Below are 16,909 nucleotides of genomic sequence, written 5' to 3'. Positions count from 1 at the left end.
CCTCTCCAATAGGAAAAACTATGTTATCTGAAAAAACGATCCAGATTGTTAAAAGTACTTTGCCGTTGCTTGCACAAGCAGGCCCTCAAGTGACTGAGTATTTTTATGATCGTATGTTTAGCTACAACCCAGAGCTTAAAAATATTTTTAATATGACGCATCAGCAATCGGGCTCTCAGCAATTTGCGCTATTTAATGCCTTAGCTGCCTACGCGGCAAATATTGATAACTTGGCAGTGTTAAAAGGTGCGCTTGCGCGCATTAATCATAAACACACCAGTTACCATATTTTGCCAGAGCATTATCCTATTGTTGGTGGACATCTGATTGCGACTTTAAAAGAGTTATTGCCAGAACAATTTACTCCTGAGGTCGAGTATGCATGGCGTGAAGCCTATTCATTATTAGCGGATGTATGTATCAATGAGGAGATGTCGCTATATCAAAAAACCAAAAAGGCACCGGGAGGTTGGTTTGGTACTCGTACTTTCACAATTACAGAAAAACGTATGGAGTCATCGCAAATTTGCAGTTTCATATTAACGCCTGCCGATGCAAAGCCTGTTGTGGCGTATTTACCGGGCCAATATTTAGGAATTAAAGTAACGCCAGCAAACAGTGATTTAACGCAAGTTAGGCAATACTCTTTATCACAGCAAAGTAATGGCCACAATTACCGAATTAGCGTGAAAGAAGAAGGCTTGGTATCTAACTACCTACACAGCTTAACTGAGGGGGATAAGGTAGAAATTTACCCACCTGCAGGCGACTTTGTGCTTCGCGAAATCGACTCGCCTGTTGTATTGATTTCTGCGGGTGTTGGTCAAACCCCGATGATGGCGATGCTAGAAACACTATTAAGTAATCAACCTAACCAGTCAATCCATTACCTGCATGCTTGCGACAGTGAGACGCAGTTTGCCTTTAAAGAGTATTTAATACAGCAACAACAAGCGCACGCTTCATTACATTGTGTTACCTGGTTTAAAGATGGCAAGGGGGGCGATTTTGCGGGCTTAATGGATGTAAACCACATAGCTGACAGCTTACCAATTAGTAAAGGTGACTTTTACCTGTGTGGCCCTATCGCCTTTATGGCAATGATCAAAGAGCAGCTGCTAAGTATTGGGGTTGCAAGTGAACGCATTCACTACGAGGTGTTTGGTCCTCACCAAAGCTTATGATGTAAAAGGCGTAGCTGAAGCTGCGCCTTTTTTGTTAGTTAACTTCGCGCTCTAGATCAGGAAGTGAAATACGGAGCTCTTTTTGTACTTTAGAAGCCCATAAGAACTTCACTATTAGAGTAACTTACGATTGCTAATTTCAGCTATTTCAAGCTTTTGCCACGATTCAAATAATTTACGTTGTTTGTCAGATATTTTTAAGCCATAGGTTTTTTGCATATAAAAATAGGTATCGGCTATTTGCTTTCTTGCATAAATGGGTGGCTCAAATACGCGTTGCTTAAAGTCGACTTTTACGGGGCATGCTCCGTAACTTGCACTTGATGTTGACACCATGCCATAGCGAAAGTTTGAACGGTCAGCATTGAGCTCGCCTATAGCAGGTGCAAGGTTATTAATGTCAGCTTCCATTTGACGAAACTTTTCACTGACCTTTTTACAGTTTTTGCGACCGCCATCCTGCCAGCATTGTAATTGATGACCAAACTCCCAGGCAGGCACAATGTGCTCCCATTCTATTCTTTTTGCGCGTGCATTCTCTTTTCCTGAGCGGGTGACAGAGTTTCTAGGAATATAACCACACGCATTAGGATCTGGCACAAGTTTTTTACCTTGGCGCTTTATGTCGCAGCCACAATATAAGCTTTTACTGTTGCTTGGTAGATTCTTAATTAAATGCTTTTTGGCACTGTAAAAGCTCGAAAATTCTTTAGCGGATATAGGAAAAGTGAAAATAAAACACAGGGCTAAGTATAGAAATAAACGCATATCCATCACATCAGTGAACTACAGGAAGCGCTATTTTAGAGCGACTATTCTAAAAATGAAAAGTTTTTCAACTCAGCTATAGTTGTTAGGCCGTTTTAATTAAAGGAATTACAACTATGTTATTAGGTGCTTTTTCTGTAAGTCTAAATGTAAAAGATATTCGTGCTTCAAAGCAGTTTTATGAAAAGCTAGGTTTCAACGAGTTTGCCGGGGAGATAGAACAGCATTGGCTAATTATGAAAAACGGTGAACATTTAATTGGTTTGTTTCAAGGTATGTTCGACAAAACCATGCTGACCTTTAACCCAGGGTGGGATCAAAATGCTGAAGCTTTGGATGAATTTGCAACCTTTGAGCAATTAGCTGCACAATTTCAGCAACAAGGATTAGAAATACAAAAGGCCGGTGACGCGAGTTTTATTATCACCGACCCAGATGGCAATCCTATTTTGATTGACCAACACGTGTAGCTGGCTTTTTACGTTTAATTCGAACGTTTTGTAGTAACAAGAGAACTCCTGTAATACAAAATAGTACGCTGGTGGCCGAGAAGCTGATGAGTAGTGGATTGTTAAAGTTCTCACGCTCATCATAATCCATAATGTGTAGCATCCAGAAAAAGTCGAAAACCCGCCACAGGGTGCTGCGCACAGTAATAAGGTTACCGGTTTGGCTATCTAAATATAAGGTTGTTGTTAACCAATCATCGAAGCTAACTTGCCAAACATTGGCTTTGCGGCCGACCTCTCTTGGCCCTTTTGTTAATAACTGCGCTTGCGTTATTTTTGCGTCAATAAGCAGGTGAGCTTGCGCATTTTCAATGATTTGCGCTTTACTCGGTGCAGGCATTTTAGCACCTGTTCTGCCATCAAAAGTAAACGTACCGCTAGAGGATGTAACTTCTATAATCGGGGTATTTAAAAAATGGCTATATTTAATACCTTCGATTTGCTCAAATTGCGCTGTTATTTTATCAATTGAAGCAGGGTAGTCCGACAATAAAAATGGGCTACTTAAACTGCGATTAGCCAGATGCTTACCATGCACTTTTTCAAGTGGTAATGAGCTCATCACAAGCCCACCTAAAAGCCAAAAAAAGAATCTGTAAAGCAAGTAAATAACCAAGCCATTTATGCCCTTTACGAGCATACTTAAACAGGCGTTTATTCATAATTACCCCGTTATTATTGTTATGTGGGCGCTATTTTAGGTTGTTTAGCTAGATTGCCAATGCGGCATAATGTCGCATTAACTGTATTCTAGATTTGGTATATATACAAAACTGAGTTAAAGTTTCAGTCGATATCAATAGAGGGTAAAAACGAGAGTATGTCGGAAATTCAATTTTTAAATGTAGATCTGGAGCTTGAATCAAAGCACGATATTAGTGCGCTTGTTGCTGATTTGAAGAAAAACGCCATGGTTTTACATTATGACCAAGATGAATACCGCCAACTAGCACGTATTGAAGCAACCGCAGATATCAGCTCTCCAGATAAAGCCATTAACCAGCTTTGCGAGCTTATTGAGTCATGCTCGCGCAATGCATTAAAACAGTGGTTATCGTGCTCAAAGCGTACATTTGATATAGGCTTTGAATCAGGTAATTCGCCTAAATGCTTTAACCAACCCCTGCATGCCGATACCTTGTTACGTATCTCTGCAATTGGCGCAGGGATTGAAATTACTATTTATCCTGTCGAAAAATAGCCAGAATTTATCGCTCTACAACAGCTGCGGTCATTCTTGATACGCAGCAAAGCTCTCCTGCGGCATTGGTAATTTTAATATCCCAAACAGATGTTCGCTTACCTAAATGCAGCGGTCTTGCTGTTGCTGTTAACGTTCCTTTGCGTGACGCTTTCATGTGGTTGGCATTAATTTCTTGGCCAACAGCATAGAACTTATTGAAATCAACCACGAAATTGGCTGCATAGCTTGCCACTGTCTCTGCTAATACAACGTTTGCTCCGCCATGAACCATACCCATAGGGTTATGATGCTCAGGAATAGCAGGCATAGTTGCCATTAAATAATCATCACCAATTTCAGTCACCTCAATGCCCATAGTTTTCATTAAAGTGCCTTGACCGGTGATCCCTTGTTCTAGCTCTTTGCAAAGCTCTAACGTGATTGGGTGGTGCCAAATACTCATTGTGTTTCCTTAGCCTGCTAATTAAAGCTAATACCTTATGGCATCTTTCGGTGTGGTTCAATGTTAGTTTTGTAGCAATATGATGGGGTTAATTTAAATTTGCGATTTTCAAATAACTGTATATACTCACAGTTAAATGTACTGTATGGAAAACCAGTTGTATGCGCCCATTAACTAAACGCCAATCGCAAATTTTAGAACTAATTAAAGTCTTTATTAAAGATACAGGCATGCCACCTACGCGTGCTGAAATAGCTCAAACATTAGGTTTTAAAAGTGCCAACGCTGCTGAAGAACACCTAAAAGCACTGGCTAAAAAAGGCATGATCAAAATGAAGCCTGGGGCGAGTCGCGGTATTCAGTTAATTGAAGAAGATGAGCCAGAGCAACTAGGCTTACCTTTAATTGGTCGTGTTGCAGCTGGTGAACCTATTTTGGCGCAAGAGCATGTTGAAAGTCACTGCCAAGTTGATCCTTCATTATTTAAACCTGCAGCCGATTTCTTACTGCGTGTAAATGGTATGAGTATGAAAGACATTGGTATTATGGATGGCGATTTGCTTGCAGTACACAGAACACAAGTTGCTGAAAACGGGCAAGTAGTTGTAGCTCGAGTCGATGAAGATGTAACAGTTAAGCGTCTAGAAAAAGCGGGTCGCAAAGTACTTTTACACGCTGAGAACGAAGAGTTTTCGCCTATTGAGGTTGACCTTGAGCATGAGTCGTTCAACATCGAGGGGTTAGCGGTAGGTGTTATTCGTAACGCTGACTGGATGTAAACGTTCCCAATTTGGTGCATCAAATTGACTCAATTTGGTGCGCCACTGAAATTTTACTACTTAATTAGGATTTGTGAATCCTTACTCTTCATTTAAAGCCTTATATGGCGCAGTTTTCCTCTCTTTTTATATTTCGTTTTTTACCCCTAAACATTAAATAAAGCGCTGATTATAGTTGTTATTTCTGCACCAAAATAAACATTTATTATCATTAAAACTTGCTTATTGGTCATTTTTTAACTAATTAGTTAATACACTGTATTAACACCTAATTAATAAAAAGACACAAAAATGTGCGAGGTGTTAGTCATGGGGTCGGTATCATAAGTGGGTCAAAATGATACGTAGTCGCTCTGAACAATAAGAAAAACGAATGGGCACCTTGTTGTATCGCCTTTTCGCTTTGCGTCTTGCAATAGCATCTAAAGGAGCCGTCACATGGGTAAACTGCGTTACGCCTTGTGGCTTATATTGTTTGCACTTCCTGAGCTTGCATTGGCAAATAGCCAATACAATATGCGTAAAGGGGTGACCGATATAAGTAATAATGTTTATGAGTTACACATGACGATATTTATTATCTGCTGTGTAATCGGCATCATCGTATTTGCGGTGATGTTTTGGGCTTTAATACACCACCGTAAATCCAAAGGGATAAGCCTGCCCAATTTCATGAAAGTACAAAAGTTGAAATACTTTGGACTGCCATTCCATTTGTCATCTTAATCGCCATGGCTGTGCCTGCCACAAAAACCTTAATTGCCATGGAAGATGCCTCTAAAGCCGATATCACCATTAAAGTGACGGGCTCACAGTGGAAGTGGCATTATGAGTACATGGGTGAAGACATTGCCTATTACTCGATTCTATCTACTCCTAAAGATCAAATAGACAACCAAGCAGAGAAAACTGAACATTATTTGCTTGAAGTAGATAAACCGCTAGTACTTCCTATCAATAAAAAAGTTCGCTTTTTAATGACTTCAGACGATGTAATTCATTCATGGTGGGTGCCTGATTTTGCGGTTAAAAAGGATGCAAATCCTGGGTTTATCAATGAAGCGTGGACACGTATTAACGAGCCAGGCGTGTACCGTGGCCAATGTGCTGAGTTATGCGGTAAAGATCATGGCTTTATGCCTGTAGTGGTGAAAGCTTTACCTGAAGATGAGTTTGCTAATTGGCTTGCAGATGCTAAGCAAGAAAAAGCCAATGCGGCCGCAGCGGATGCTGCTTTGCTTGATCAAACATTACCGAAAGAAGAGCTTATGACCTTGGGTGAGCAAGTCTACATGGCTAGTTGTGCTGCATGCCACCAACCTACCGGTATGGGCCTACCTGGCGTATTTCCAGCACTTAAAGGCAGCCCGATTGTATTAGGTGATGTAAAAGATCACATAGATATTGTGTTACACGGTAAGCCTGGCACAGCAATGCAAGCGTTTGATAAACAGCTTTCAATCAAGCAACTTGCTGCGGTTATTACTTATAAGCGAAATGCGTGGGGTAATGACACCGGCGATGTTATCCAACCGAGTCAAATTCAAGCCGCGATTGATGCAGCAGCGGAGGCGAACTAATGAGTAACGTTATTAACGAGCAAGCAACTGGGCATGCGCATCACGACCATCATCACCCTGCTAAAGGTTTTAAGCGTTGGCTTTACACCACCAATCATAAAGACATCGGGAGTTTATACCTGATTTTTTCACTCACTATGTTTTTAATTGGCGGAGCAATGGCAATGGTGATCCGCGCTGAACTGTTTCAGCCTGGATTACAGTTAGTCGATCCGCACTTTTTTAATCAAATGACTACCGTACATGGCTTGATCATGGTGTTTGGTGCCGTTATGCCCGCGTTCACTGGGCTTGCAAACTGGATGGTACCTATGATGATAGGTGCACCGGATATGGCCTTACCACGTATGAATAACTGGAGCTTTTGGATATTGCCTTTCGCATTTTTAATCCTCTTAGCTTCGTTACTCATGCCGGGTGGCGGTCCTGCGTTTGGTTGGACTTTCTATGCACCACTCTCCACCACTTACAGTAACGACAACACCGCACTGTTTGTATTTGCTGTACATATCATGGGTATCAGCTCAATTATGGGGGCGATTAACGTTATCGTGACCATCGTCAACCTAAGAGCGCCGGGTATGACGTGGATGAAGCTACCGCTATTTGTTTGGACATGGTTAATCACTGCATTTTTGTTAATTGCTGTTATGCCTGTTTTAGCAGGGGCGGTCACTATGGTGTTGACCGATAAATACTTTGCAACCAGCTTTTTTGATGCAGCCGGTGGGGGCGACCCTGTGATGTTCCAGCACATTTTCTGGTTCTTCGGTCACCCTGAAGTGTACATCATGATTTTACCAGCCTTTGGCATTATATCGACTATCGTACCTACCTTCTCGCGCAAAAAGCTATTTGGCTACGCGTCTATGGTGTATGCAACTTCATCGATTGCGCTGCTAAGTTTTATCGTTTGGGCACACCATATGTTTACCACTGGGATGCCTGTGGCAGGCGAGTTGTTTTTCATGTACGCCACCATGCTCATTTCGGTGCCAACGGGCGTTAAAGTGTTTAACTGGGTGGCCACCATGTGGCGCGGTTCAATTAGCTTCGAAATTCCGATGATGTTTGCCATCGCCTTTATTGTGTTATTCACCTTAGGTGGTTTCTCTGGCTTGATGCTTGCGATTACACCGGCAGATTTTCAATATCATGATACCTATTTTGTGGTGGCACACTTCCATTATGTGCTTGTGACAGGAGCTGTGTTCTCAATTATGGCGGTATACTACTGGTTACCGAAATGGACCGGCAACATGTATAACGAAACGCTGGCGAAATGGCATTTTTGGTTATCGCTAATCAGTGTCAACGTGTTGTTCTTCCCTATGCACTTTGTTGGCCTTGCCGGTATGCCGCGTCGTATTCCTGACTATGCACTGCAATTCGCTGACTTTAACGCCATTATCAGTATTGGTGGTTTTGCATTTGGCTTATCGCAACTGTTGTTTGTGTTGGTGGTATTTAAATGTGCCAGAGGGGGCGAAAAAGCACCTGCCAAAGTATGGGATGGAGCTGAAGGTTTAGAGTGGGAAGTCGATTCTCCAGCACCTTATCATACCTTTGAAACACCGCCGGAGATTAAGTAATGAACCATGCACCTTTGCTAAAAAAACTGCTGATTACATGCTTGCTCATGTTTGCTTTTGCTTTTGCAATGGTGCCGCTTTACGACGTGTTTTGCGACGTTACAGGGTTGAATGGTAAGCCATCATTAGAAAAAGCGAGCGCGAGTGAATCAATAAATACACAGCGTCAAGTTGATGTCAGCTTTACCACTCACGCTCAAAGCGGCGCGCCATTTAAGGTGCAGTCTGAGCAATACAGTGTGGCAGTACAACCTGGTGCCATGCGTGAAGTTAAATTCTCAGCGAAAAACACCAGTAATGAAGACAAAGTCATGCAAGCAATTCCATCAGTATCACCGGGTAAAGCGGCAAAGTACTTACATAAAATCGCCTGTTTTTGCTTTGATCAGCAGCCAATGAAAGCCGGTGAAGAAATGGAATTTACCTTGTTGTTTTATGTTGATACTGAGTTACCCGACGATGTTGAGGAACTGACGTTGTCGTATACCGTGTTTGATATTAGCGGGCATGTTGTGGCTAAAAACGATTAAAAGCCGCCAAGCTAATTGCTAATTGGGAGCAAACAAAATGAATCAAAATTATGAAAAATACTATGTTCCAGCCGAGAGTCCTTGGCCAATAGTTGGTGCCATCGCGATGTTTTTAATTGCTGTTGGTGCTGGTTTAACAGTGATGCAAGTAAGTGGTGAGAGCAGTAGTGGCCAGTATGTGTTGTATCTAGGCATTGCCATATTAATCTATATGGTTTTTAGCTGGTTTAAAAACGTTATTGAAGAGTCTCATAAAGGGCTTTATTCAGCGCAAATGGATCGCTCCTTCAGACAAGGTATGGGCTGGTTTATCTTCTCTGAAGTTATGTTCTTTATGGCATTTTTTGGCGCACTATTTTACGCCCGTATGATTTCGGTGCCTTGGCTTGGTGGCGCAAGTAATAATGCTATGACCAATGAAGTACTCTGGCCAACCTTTGAAGCCGTATGGCCGCTATTAACTACGCCAGCGGGCGAGACCACACAAGCTATGGGCTGGCAAGGTCTACCATTGATCAACACGCTTATTCTGCTTACCTCGTCGGTCACAATTCACTTTGCTCATGTTGCTATTGAAAACAATAAGCGCGGCGCTCTTAAGGTATTTTTATCTTTAACCGTGCTATTAGGTGTGATTTTCCTTGGCTTACAAGTTTATGAGTATATGCATGCTTATCAAGACCTAGGTTTGACCTTAGATGCGGGCGTTTATGGGAATACCTTTTTCTTGTTAACGGGCTTTCACGGTATGCACGTGACACTTGGAACCATTATTTTATTTGTAGTGCTACTAAGAATTTTTAAAGGCCACTTCACGAGTGAAAAGCACTTTGCCTTTCAAGCAGCTGCTTGGTATTGGCACTTTGTTGATGTGGTGTGGTTGTGTTTATTTGTATTTGTTTACGTGCTGTAGCTTTGTGAAGCGGCGACGGGTTGGTGTGAATAAAGCCCAATTTCATTGCGGCAATGATGAGCACCAGCACAATACCTGAAAACAGCACTCGACGACCTAAGTAATGCGACATGGGTTTCGAGTGCTCTTTTGCTGACATCATCACAAACAGCGCTCTAAACAGGTTGAACAGAATATAAAGTAATAACAAAACAATAATGATTTTAATCATATTAGGTATTCCAAATGCAGTTAATTTTATGGCGCAAACAAAAGCTTAGCTCAATTATCGCAATTTGCGTTGTGATACTTGCAGTGCTTATTTGTTTACGACTCAGCGTTTGGCAATACCAGCGAGGCGAGCAAAAACAGCAGCAACTAAGCCAGTTAGCCGTTTCGAAAGAGCAAGGAGTTTTGAGCTGGCAAGAGCTGCAAAATTTACCTAAAGAGCTGAACAAAACGGGCTTGCAAGTCAAGGTCTCTGGCGAGGTAAATAAACAACAATACTGGCTGCTTGATAATCAAATTTATCAGGGGCAGGTGGGCTATGACTTACTAGTAGCTATGACAATTACCGGTGAAACCGCGCCTATAATCGTTAACTTTGGTTGGTTAAAAGCTCCTGTAAACCGCAACCAGTTACCAACCGTTGAGTGGCCAGAATCAACAAGGTTTTCGGCCACAGTGCAATTGAAACAAGGCAACTTACAAGGCTTCACACTCGCCGATGAGATTGGTGCAGAACAAGGCTGGCCTAAGCGTATTCAAGGCATCGATTTAACAATTTTTAGTACTCAATTAGCAAAGCCCTTACAAGGCTTTATTGGTTATCGTAATGAAGCAGATGGTATTGCAACCCCGCATTACCAGAGTGTCGTGATGGGGCCAGATAAACATTACGCCTATGCCGTGCAGTGGTTATTAATCGGCTTAGCGTGTGTAGTTATTGCTTTTTTTGCGATGAGAAGGAGAGGTTATGAAAATAAACCCGCTTAGTTTGTTCGTTTTGTGCTGTTTTGTGCCGTTGGCACTTGCATATGCAGCATTAAAGCTTGAGTGGTTACCGAGTGGTTCGAGTAATCATGGTGAGCTTTTAAGTGAAGAAGTGAAGCTAGTTGATTGGCAACAAGGCGAACCTAAACAATGGACTATTGCGCTTAATTATCCAAAAGAGTGCACTGATGTTTGTGCAAACCAATTAGCCAGTCTAGATAACCTATATGTCGCTTTAGGTAAAAATCAGCAAAAAGTGGATGTGGCGGTACTGACAAATCAACAGCAGGTATCGGCAAATTGGCGTCAATTAGCAGTAAGTCCTGCACTCAAAGCGGGAGACCTATATTTAGTTGATCACATGGGCTTAGTGGTTTTGCATTACCCCTACACGGCTGAGCCAGAACAAAACAGACTGATTCAAAAAGGCTTACTTAAAGACTTAAAGAAACTACTTAACTATGCGCGTTCAAGTTAAACCTCATTAAGGGGATAAAGATGTATAAAAATTATAAATATTTAGTCTTAATTACGGTTTTCTTCTCTATCTTAGTTGTTGGGCTTGGTGCTTATACACGGCTGAGTGATGCTGGGCTTGGCTGTCCTGACTGGCCAGGGTGCTATGGATTTTTAACCGTGCCAAAACATGAAACTGCTCTGTTACATGTTGAGCAAAACTACCCTGATATGATGTTTGAGGCTGCAAAAGCATGGAAAGAAATGATCCACCGCTATTTTGCCGGTGCCCTTGGCCTATTAATTTTAGCTTTGTTTGTTTTTGCATTTTTAAAACGTCAATATCCAAATATGCCGGTTAAGCTGCCATTAGCACTATTATTACTGGTGGTATTCCAAGCCGTATTGGGCATGTGGACTGTCACTATGAACCTACAACCTTTAGTTGTAATGGGGCATTTGCTCGGCGGTTTTAGTATTTTGTCGTTGCTGTTTTTATTGTATCTACGTTTAAAGACCGAACCTGTTGCTAGCAGTGATAGCGGCGCAAAGCCATATTACCGGTTAGCGCTGGTGGGCTTGGTGGTGCTTATACTGCAAATTGCATTGGGTGGCTGGCTTGCGGCGAATTATGCAGCTCCACATTGCAATGGCTTACCGCTGTGTAGCTACGGACAACCGTTTTCTTTGAAGAGCGTTTTTCAATTACCGCTCGAGCACAGTACCTATGAATATGGTGTGCTATCGCAGCAAGCGCGTATGTCTATTCATTTGCTGCATCGTATTTGGGCGCTGGTTACTTGTGTAGTGTTAGCGCTGATCATGTGGCGCATATATTCACGCTGTTACTCACGAAAAATTAAGCACTGTACCGTCACTGTATTAATCGCTTTGTTGTGCCAAATCTGTTTAGGTCTAGCTGTTGTGCACTGGCACTTTCCATTAAGTGTTGCGCTTGCGCACAACCTAATGGCCGCATTGTTACTGCTTAGCATGGTAAGACTATGCTTCCACTTAAAAGTAAGAACCTAGGAGGCTGTGATGGCATTATTACTAAGCTCAGAAAAATCATTATTTATTCAAAGCTCAGAGTTACTTAAAGATTACTTAGCTATAAGTAAATTTAAAGTGGTTGCCATGCTTGTACTCACAGCATGGGTTGGTCTGGCATTAGCTCCTGATGTTGGGCGAGGAGTATTTGTGCAACTTGCAAGCTTGCTAGGCATTGGCTTGCTGTCGTCGCAGCTGCTGTGATCAATCATGTTGTTGATAGTGAAATCGACAGTAAAATGGCACGTACGCGCCATCGCCCTGTGGCAAAAGGTCGACTCAGTAAACAGCACGCTTTGAGCTTTGCTGGAGTGATTGGCGTAATAGGTTTTATGATGCTTGTGATTTGGGCTAATACACTTACAGCCATTCTTACTTTGTTTGCGCTTGTTGGCTATGCCTTTATTTACACTTCATTTTTAAAGCGTGCCACACCGCAAAATATTGTTATTGGTGGTTTGGCTGGAGCTATGCCACCGCTGTTAGGATGGGTATCTGAAACTGGCCATATGGCTGCTGCACCATGGTTATTGGTGATGATTATATTTACCTGGACCCCACCACATTTTTGGGCATTAGCGATTGCACGTAAAAGTGATTACGAGCGGGCAAAAATTCCGATGCTGCCAGTTACTCACGGTATTGAATTTTGTAAAACATGTGTAGTGGCTTACAGCATTTTACTCGCGTTAGTGTGTGTACTCCCTTACTTAATTGGTATGTCAGGGCTAATTTATTTGCTTGGGGCGAGCATACTAGATGCTGTTTTCATTTATAAGGCGCTGAAGCTGAAAATAGCACCTAAAGATGATACTGCAATGGACTTATTTCGTTTTTCAATTGTGCATTTAATGCTACTCTTTATTGTCTTATTTATTGATAAATGGTTAGTTTTATGACGCGAATAGTCGCTTTATTATTTATGGGCTTGGTGTTATTTATTGCTGGATGTGAAAAAAATAATAGCGTCCCTGAGGTGGAAGCGCTGGTTTATGAGCAAGCGAAACCGATTAGTCCTTTTTTATTAACTGATCAACATGGTGCGCCTGCAGATAACAGCCAATTTATGGATCATTGGAATTTGGTCTTTCTAGGTTACACCAGTTGCCCAGATATTTGTCCAATGACACTGGCAAAACTAACCGCGATTCAAAAACAGTTAAGTCAAGATTACAAAGTACAAGTATGGTTTGTTGCTGTTGATCCAAAGCGTGACACAACTGAAAAGCGTAAAGCTTATATTGATTACTTTAATCCTAACTTTCTTGCTGTTTCAGGTCCGCATAAACAACTTTTTCCATTTGTAAGAGAGTTAGGCTTAATTTACGCAATTAACGATAGCGATCAGCAAGAATACGCAGTTGATCATAGTGCATCAGTTGTTTTAGTTGATCCTACAGGCTCTGTTAGAGCTATTTTCAAACCACAATTTAAGCAAGGTAATGTGCCATTAGTAGATGCTAGCAAGTTAACGGAGGAGTTTAAGTTAATAGCAGACTATTATGCAGAATAAAGCATTTGCCTTGCGATATTAGCTAACAATAGTAAATACATTTTTTGCCATAACTCGCTAAGCTACTAAAAAAATTTACTATTTTTTAAAGCAATTTATGGCAATTTCGTTTAGTCAGTCTAAGCTTTTATTATGAATTGTTTTAAGCAGGGAAGATTCAAATAATGTTAAAGCTCCCTATTGAATTAGCCATTACTCAGGTCGAAACACTCCATCAAGATTTGCTACAAGAATTGTCTGCGAATGACGATATTTGTCTTGATATTAGTGAAGTGACACGAGCTGATACGGCGTCAATTCAGCTTTTATGTGCGCTGCAAAAACATTTGCTTTCAGTACAACACAAAATCATATGGGTTGGTGAAAGCAAGCCTTTGCAACAAGCAATTACTAGTTTGGGTTTAAGCCATTATCTTGTGCTTGAAAATGCCAATTAAGAGGTTTTTATGAAGAGAATTCTAGCTGTCGATGATTCTGCATCAATGCGCCAAATGGTCAGCTTTACACTAAAAAAAGCAGGCTTCGATGTAACAGAAGCAAAAGATGGTAGCGAAGCACTAAATATCGCTAAGCAACAAGGTTTTGATGCGGTTATTTCTGATGTGAATATGCCTGTCATGGATGGCATTACTCTTATTCGCGAGCTGCGTAGCTTACCGAATTATAAATTTACACCACTACTAATGCTGACCACAGAGTCAGGGCTTGATAAAAAAACAGAAGGTAAAGCTGCTGGAGCAACAGGGTGGATTGTTAAACCATTTAATCCTGAGCAATTGTTAGCGGTATTGAAAAAAGTGATTCGCTAATAATAGGAGCGGGGCATGAGTATAGATCTAAGCCAATTTTTTGAGGTTTTCTTTGAAGAAAGCTTCGAAGGTCTTGATGCAATGGAAGCCGAGTTATTGAACTTGGTGCCAGGCGAAGAAGACTTGGAAACGATAAATACAATTTTCCGTGCTGCACACTCAATAAAAGGAGGCAGTGGTACCTTTGGTTTCAGCGCCGTTGCTGACTTTACTCATGTACTTGAGACTTTGTTAGATCAAATCCGTGAAGGCTCTCGTACCTTAACCGCAGAACACGTTAATCTCCTTCTCAAGTCGGTTGATTGCTTAAGAGCGTTGTTAAGAACATTGCAAGCGGAGCAGCAGCCAGACTTAACAGAGGCTGATGAGTTACGGGTTAAATTTGAAGAAATTCTGGGCATGCGCTCTAAGAGCAAAGTTGTTCAGCAGCAGGCAGTTAGTAACGAAACTAACATAAAAAATACCTTTCAAATTGACTTCAAACCCCATCATCATTTATTTAAAACTGGCAATGAACCACTGTACATGATCAGTGAACTTGCTGAGTTGGGTGAGCTAGAAACACAAGCCTTTCAAGATGATGTCCCCGATATTACTAACCTTGCCCCCGAAGACTGTTTCTTATCATGGCGTTTTTTCTTAACCACAGACAAAGAGCAAAGTTGCATAGAAGAAATTTTTGAGTGGGTTGAGGATGACGCTGACATTGCTATCACATTGTGCGGTGGCTTGTTTGGTGATGAAGAAATTACAACGACTGAAACGGCTACAGCAGTTGTCGAACCAAAGAAAGAAGCCGAGCCTATTCCAGTTAAACCAACTACTGATACGAAAAAACCAGTACCCGTTAAAGCGACCACAGCCAATGCAGAGTCAACCTCAATCAGGGTTGGTATCGACAAAGTTGATTCATTGATCAACATGGTGGGTGAGTTAGTTATTACCCAAGCGATGTTAAGCCAGTTAGGTGAGCAAGAAATAACCGAAGCAACCATCGCCTCGTTACAAGAGGGCTTAGCGCAACTGGCACATAATACACGTGACTTACAAGAAAATGTCATGCGTATTCGCATGTTACCAATAAGCTTTGTATTTAGTCGCTTCCCTCGGTTAGTTCGTGATATCTCGCAAAAGTTGGATAAACAAGTTGAGCTTAAATTGCTTGGTGAACAAACAGAACTAGATAAAACGGTGATGGAGAAGCTTTCTGATCCTATGGTGCATCTAGTGAGAAATTCCTTAGATCATGGCTTAGAGACCGTTGATAAGCGTGTTGCTGCGGGTAAAGACCCTGTTGGCACTGTGACGCTTAATGCATTTCATCAAGGCGGTAATATTGTTATCGAAATTATGGATGATGGTCAGGGGCTCAACACGCAAAAGATCAGAGAAAAGGCGATAAAAAATGGCTTGATCTCTGAAAATGACGATTTAAACGATAACGAAATTAATGAGCTTATCTTTTTACCTGGCTTTTCGACAGCGGATCAAGTGAGTGACTTATCTGGTCGCGGTGTTGGTATGGACGTGGTTAGGCGTAATATCGAAGCGCTCAGTGGCTCGGTTGAGGTGGCTTCATCTCCAGGTATCGGTTCAACCTTCACCATCCGGTTACCTCTTACTCTAGCTATTTTGGATGGTCAATTGGTTAAAGTTGCCCAGCATACATACATTATTCCACTCATTTCTATTATTGAGTCACTACAAATTGATATCAGCAAAGTCAGTCGCGTCGGTAAAGATTTAGATGTACTTCGTTTGAGAGATGAGTACATCCCAATTTTAAGGCTTTACAATATTTTTAATCACAAAGGTGCGATAGAAACGCTTGATAGAACTTTGTTGGTTGTTGTTGAGAGCGATAATCAAAAAGTTGGTTTGTTGGTTGATGATTTATTATCACAGCAACAAGTGGTTATTAAAAGTTTAGAGGCGAATTATCAAAAAGTTGATGGTGTATCAGGAGCGACAATTTTAGGAGATGGCAGAGTATCTTTAATTATAGATATCAGCGGCTTAATTAAATTGTCAGGCTTAAGGAAGCCAGGAAGCCAAGAGTTAATTATTGAATCAAAAGCTAATTTGGAGGCGTCATGATTGTTGAGCACGATGACCTACAAAGTAAGCTGAATATCGGGCAAGACGAAGATATTAAACAGTTTTTAACCTTTTTCATGGCTGATGAAGAGTACGGTGTAGATATTCTTACGGTACAGGAAATTCGTAGTTGGGAAGAAATTACTGAAATTCCAAACTCACCTGACTTTGTTAAAGGCGTTATAAATTTGCGCGGCACTATAGTTCCTATTATTGATTTACGGCTGCGCTTTGGCTTGCCCGCTGTCACTTATGGACCGTTAACTGTCGTTATTGTACTGAAAGTTAAACTAGAGAGCACATGTAAAATTATGGGTATCGTGGTTGATGCCGTGTCGGATGTCTATAGCATTGCAGAGCATGAAGCGAAAGCGGTGCCGCACTTGTCTGACTCAGACAACACTCAATTTGTTGCGGGTTTAGTCAATGTGGGTGAAAAGATGGTCGCGTTACTAGACCTACAAAAAACAATGGACATTTAATTGGGTAGATTAACAAGAAGGTGAAGGGT

Annotated in this window: 18 protein-coding genes and 3 pseudogenes; 17 read left to right on the top strand and 4 right to left on the bottom strand. The window is 41.5% G+C overall.

Annotation, left to right across the window (positions count from 1 at the left end):
- The first annotated feature begins 20 nt into the window (after positions 1 to 20).
- Complete coding sequence (gene hmpA / locus ACRWSG_RS07935) at positions 21 to 1,184, top strand: NO-inducible flavohemoprotein (protein WP_462166017.1); 1,164 nt, start codon at positions 21 to 23, stop codon at positions 1,182 to 1,184.
- Between the two features lie 114 nt (positions 1,185 to 1,298).
- Here hmpA and ACRWSG_RS07930 read toward each other — a convergent pair whose 3' ends face one another.
- Positions 1,299 to 1,952, bottom strand: coding sequence for an endonuclease (locus tag ACRWSG_RS07930; RefSeq protein ID WP_462166015.1), 654 nt, complete (start codon positions 1,950 to 1,952; stop codon positions 1,299 to 1,301).
- A 116-nt stretch (positions 1,953 to 2,068) separates the two neighbouring features.
- Here ACRWSG_RS07930 and ACRWSG_RS07925 point away from each other — a divergent pair, with 116 nt between their 5' ends.
- The gene (locus ACRWSG_RS07925; protein WP_054554461.1) at positions 2,069 to 2,422 is read left to right on the top strand and encodes a VOC family protein; all 354 of its coding nucleotides are present in this window, start codon (positions 2,069 to 2,071) and stop codon (positions 2,420 to 2,422) included.
- Here ACRWSG_RS07925 and ACRWSG_RS07920 read toward each other — a convergent pair.
- A pseudogene (locus ACRWSG_RS07920) lies at positions 2,397 to 3,123 on the bottom strand (hypothetical protein). The gene ACRWSG_RS07925 and the pseudogene ACRWSG_RS07920 sit on opposite strands and share 26 nt — an antisense overlap.
- A 158-nt stretch (positions 3,124 to 3,281) precedes the next feature.
- Here ACRWSG_RS07920 and ACRWSG_RS07915 point away from each other — a divergent pair.
- A complete protein-coding gene (locus tag ACRWSG_RS07915; protein ID WP_054554459.1) occupies positions 3,282 to 3,662 on the top strand; it encodes a hypothetical protein in 381 nt (126 codons plus the stop codon).
- Positions 3,663 to 3,669: 7 nt separating this feature from the next.
- Here ACRWSG_RS07915 and ACRWSG_RS07910 read toward each other — a convergent pair whose 3' ends face one another.
- Positions 3,670 to 4,107 (bottom strand): PaaI family thioesterase, encoded by a 438-nt coding sequence (locus tag ACRWSG_RS07910; RefSeq protein WP_054554458.1) that lies wholly within the window; start codon positions 4,105 to 4,107, stop codon positions 3,670 to 3,672.
- A 161-nt stretch (positions 4,108 to 4,268) separates the two neighbouring features.
- Between ACRWSG_RS07910 and lexA the strand changes: the two genes are divergently transcribed.
- The 5 genes and pseudogenes from lexA (at position 4,269) to ACRWSG_RS07885 (ending at position 9,501) form a co-directional block, all read left to right on the top strand.
- Positions 4,269 to 4,886 carry a transcriptional repressor LexA gene (gene lexA / locus ACRWSG_RS07905; protein WP_054554457.1) on the top strand — a complete coding sequence of 206 codons (618 nt, stop codon included), beginning with the start codon at positions 4,269 to 4,271 and terminating at the stop codon, positions 4,884 to 4,886.
- 438 nt (positions 4,887 to 5,324) lie between these two features.
- Positions 5,325 to 6,466 (top strand): annotated as a pseudogene (gene coxB / locus ACRWSG_RS07900) (cytochrome c oxidase subunit II).
- The gene (gene ctaD / locus ACRWSG_RS07895) at positions 6,466 to 8,058 is read left to right on the top strand and encodes a cytochrome c oxidase subunit I (RefSeq protein ID WP_462166014.1); all 1,593 of its coding nucleotides are present in this window, start codon (positions 6,466 to 6,468) and stop codon (positions 8,056 to 8,058) included. The pseudogene coxB and the gene ctaD overlap by 1 nt, the downstream one beginning before the upstream one ends.
- Positions 8,058 to 8,588, top strand: coding sequence for a cytochrome c oxidase assembly protein (locus ACRWSG_RS07890; RefSeq protein WP_054554454.1), 531 nt, complete (start codon positions 8,058 to 8,060; stop codon positions 8,586 to 8,588). The genes ctaD and ACRWSG_RS07890 overlap by 1 nt, the downstream gene beginning before the upstream one ends.
- 37 nt (positions 8,589 to 8,625) lie before the next feature.
- Positions 8,626 to 9,501, top strand: coding sequence for a cytochrome c oxidase subunit 3 (locus ACRWSG_RS07885; protein ID WP_462166012.1), 876 nt, complete (start codon positions 8,626 to 8,628; stop codon positions 9,499 to 9,501).
- Here the strand turns inward: ACRWSG_RS07885 and ACRWSG_RS07880 are convergent.
- Positions 9,401 to 9,712 carry a DUF2909 domain-containing protein gene (locus tag ACRWSG_RS07880; protein WP_138601009.1) on the bottom strand — a complete coding sequence of 104 codons (312 nt, stop codon included), beginning with the start codon at positions 9,710 to 9,712 and terminating at the stop codon, positions 9,401 to 9,403. The genes ACRWSG_RS07885 and ACRWSG_RS07880 overlap by 101 nt on opposite strands.
- A 14-nt stretch (positions 9,713 to 9,726) precedes the next feature.
- Here ACRWSG_RS07880 and ACRWSG_RS07875 point away from each other — a divergent pair, with 14 nt between their 5' ends.
- The 9 genes and pseudogenes from ACRWSG_RS07875 (at position 9,727) to ACRWSG_RS07835 (ending at position 16,880) form a co-directional block, all read left to right on the top strand.
- Positions 9,727 to 10,476, top strand: a complete 750-nt coding sequence (locus tag ACRWSG_RS07875; RefSeq protein WP_462166011.1) for an SURF1 family protein — start codon at positions 9,727 to 9,729, stop codon at positions 10,474 to 10,476.
- Positions 10,457 to 10,951 (top strand): transmembrane cytochrome oxidase associated protein, encoded by a 495-nt coding sequence (locus ACRWSG_RS07870; RefSeq protein WP_166341139.1) that lies wholly within the window; start codon positions 10,457 to 10,459, stop codon positions 10,949 to 10,951. The genes ACRWSG_RS07875 and ACRWSG_RS07870 overlap by 20 nt, the downstream gene beginning before the upstream one ends.
- Positions 10,952 to 10,971: 20 nt before the next feature.
- Complete coding sequence (locus ACRWSG_RS07865; protein WP_462166010.1) at positions 10,972 to 11,961, top strand: COX15/CtaA family protein; 990 nt, start codon at positions 10,972 to 10,974, stop codon at positions 11,959 to 11,961.
- A 9-nt stretch (positions 11,962 to 11,970) separates the two neighbouring features.
- Positions 11,971 to 12,878, top strand: a pseudogene (gene cyoE, locus ACRWSG_RS07860) (heme o synthase).
- Positions 12,875 to 13,492 (top strand): SCO family protein, encoded by a 618-nt coding sequence (locus ACRWSG_RS07855; protein ID WP_054554448.1) that lies wholly within the window; start codon positions 12,875 to 12,877, stop codon positions 13,490 to 13,492. Before cyoE ends, ACRWSG_RS07855 begins: the two are co-directional and overlap by 4 nt.
- A 164-nt stretch (positions 13,493 to 13,656) precedes the next feature.
- Positions 13,657 to 13,929, top strand: a complete 273-nt coding sequence (locus tag ACRWSG_RS07850; protein ID WP_054554447.1) for an STAS domain-containing protein — start codon at positions 13,657 to 13,659, stop codon at positions 13,927 to 13,929.
- A 9-nt stretch (positions 13,930 to 13,938) separates the two neighbouring features.
- Positions 13,939 to 14,301: a response regulator gene (locus ACRWSG_RS07845; protein ID WP_054554446.1), complete on the top strand. Its 363-nt coding sequence runs from the start codon at positions 13,939 to 13,941 to the stop codon at positions 14,299 to 14,301.
- A 15-nt stretch (positions 14,302 to 14,316) separates the two neighbouring features.
- Positions 14,317 to 16,398: a chemotaxis protein CheA gene (locus ACRWSG_RS07840; RefSeq protein WP_462166009.1), complete on the top strand. Its 2,082-nt coding sequence runs from the start codon at positions 14,317 to 14,319 to the stop codon at positions 16,396 to 16,398.
- Positions 16,395 to 16,880 carry a chemotaxis protein CheW gene (locus ACRWSG_RS07835; protein WP_054554444.1) on the top strand — a complete coding sequence of 162 codons (486 nt, stop codon included), beginning with the start codon at positions 16,395 to 16,397 and terminating at the stop codon, positions 16,878 to 16,880. The genes ACRWSG_RS07840 and ACRWSG_RS07835 overlap by 4 nt, the downstream gene beginning before the upstream one ends.
- Positions 16,881 to 16,909 lie beyond the last annotated feature (29 nt).

The organism is Pseudoalteromonas sp. GB43 (assembly GCF_054923805.1).
Note: the sequence above shows the minus strand (reverse complement) of the source record. Positions and strands in the feature narration are given on the sequence as shown.

Coding starts and splice junctions, on each gene's coding strand:
- hmpA (WP_462166017.1), top strand. CDS start 21: ATGTTATCTGAAAAAACGATCCAGATTGTTAAAAGTACTTTGCCGTTG.
- ACRWSG_RS07930 (WP_462166015.1), bottom strand. CDS start 1,952: ATGCGTTTATTTCTATACTTAGCCCTGTGTTTTATTTTCACTTTTCCT.
- ACRWSG_RS07925 (WP_054554461.1), top strand. CDS start 2,069: ATGTTATTAGGTGCTTTTTCTGTAAGTCTAAATGTAAAAGATATTCGT.
- ACRWSG_RS07915 (WP_054554459.1), top strand. CDS start 3,282: ATGTCGGAAATTCAATTTTTAAATGTAGATCTGGAGCTTGAATCAAAG.
- ACRWSG_RS07910 (WP_054554458.1), bottom strand. CDS start 4,107: ATGAGTATTTGGCACCACCCAATCACGTTAGAGCTTTGCAAAGAGCTA.
- lexA (WP_054554457.1), top strand. CDS start 4,269: ATGCGCCCATTAACTAAACGCCAATCGCAAATTTTAGAACTAATTAAA.
- ctaD (WP_462166014.1), top strand. CDS start 6,466: ATGAGTAACGTTATTAACGAGCAAGCAACTGGGCATGCGCATCACGAC.
- ACRWSG_RS07890 (WP_054554454.1), top strand. CDS start 8,058: ATGAACCATGCACCTTTGCTAAAAAAACTGCTGATTACATGCTTGCTC.
- ACRWSG_RS07885 (WP_462166012.1), top strand. CDS start 8,626: ATGAATCAAAATTATGAAAAATACTATGTTCCAGCCGAGAGTCCTTGG.
- ACRWSG_RS07880 (WP_138601009.1), bottom strand. CDS start 9,712: ATGATTAAAATCATTATTGTTTTGTTATTACTTTATATTCTGTTCAAC.
- ACRWSG_RS07875 (WP_462166011.1), top strand. CDS start 9,727: ATGCAGTTAATTTTATGGCGCAAACAAAAGCTTAGCTCAATTATCGCA.
- ACRWSG_RS07870 (WP_166341139.1), top strand. CDS start 10,457: ATGAAAATAAACCCGCTTAGTTTGTTCGTTTTGTGCTGTTTTGTGCCG.
- ACRWSG_RS07865 (WP_462166010.1), top strand. CDS start 10,972: ATGTATAAAAATTATAAATATTTAGTCTTAATTACGGTTTTCTTCTCT.
- ACRWSG_RS07855 (WP_054554448.1), top strand. CDS start 12,875: ATGACGCGAATAGTCGCTTTATTATTTATGGGCTTGGTGTTATTTATT.
- ACRWSG_RS07850 (WP_054554447.1), top strand. CDS start 13,657: ATGTTAAAGCTCCCTATTGAATTAGCCATTACTCAGGTCGAAACACTC.
- ACRWSG_RS07845 (WP_054554446.1), top strand. CDS start 13,939: ATGAAGAGAATTCTAGCTGTCGATGATTCTGCATCAATGCGCCAAATG.
- ACRWSG_RS07840 (WP_462166009.1), top strand. CDS start 14,317: ATGAGTATAGATCTAAGCCAATTTTTTGAGGTTTTCTTTGAAGAAAGC.
- ACRWSG_RS07835 (WP_054554444.1), top strand. CDS start 16,395: ATGATTGTTGAGCACGATGACCTACAAAGTAAGCTGAATATCGGGCAA.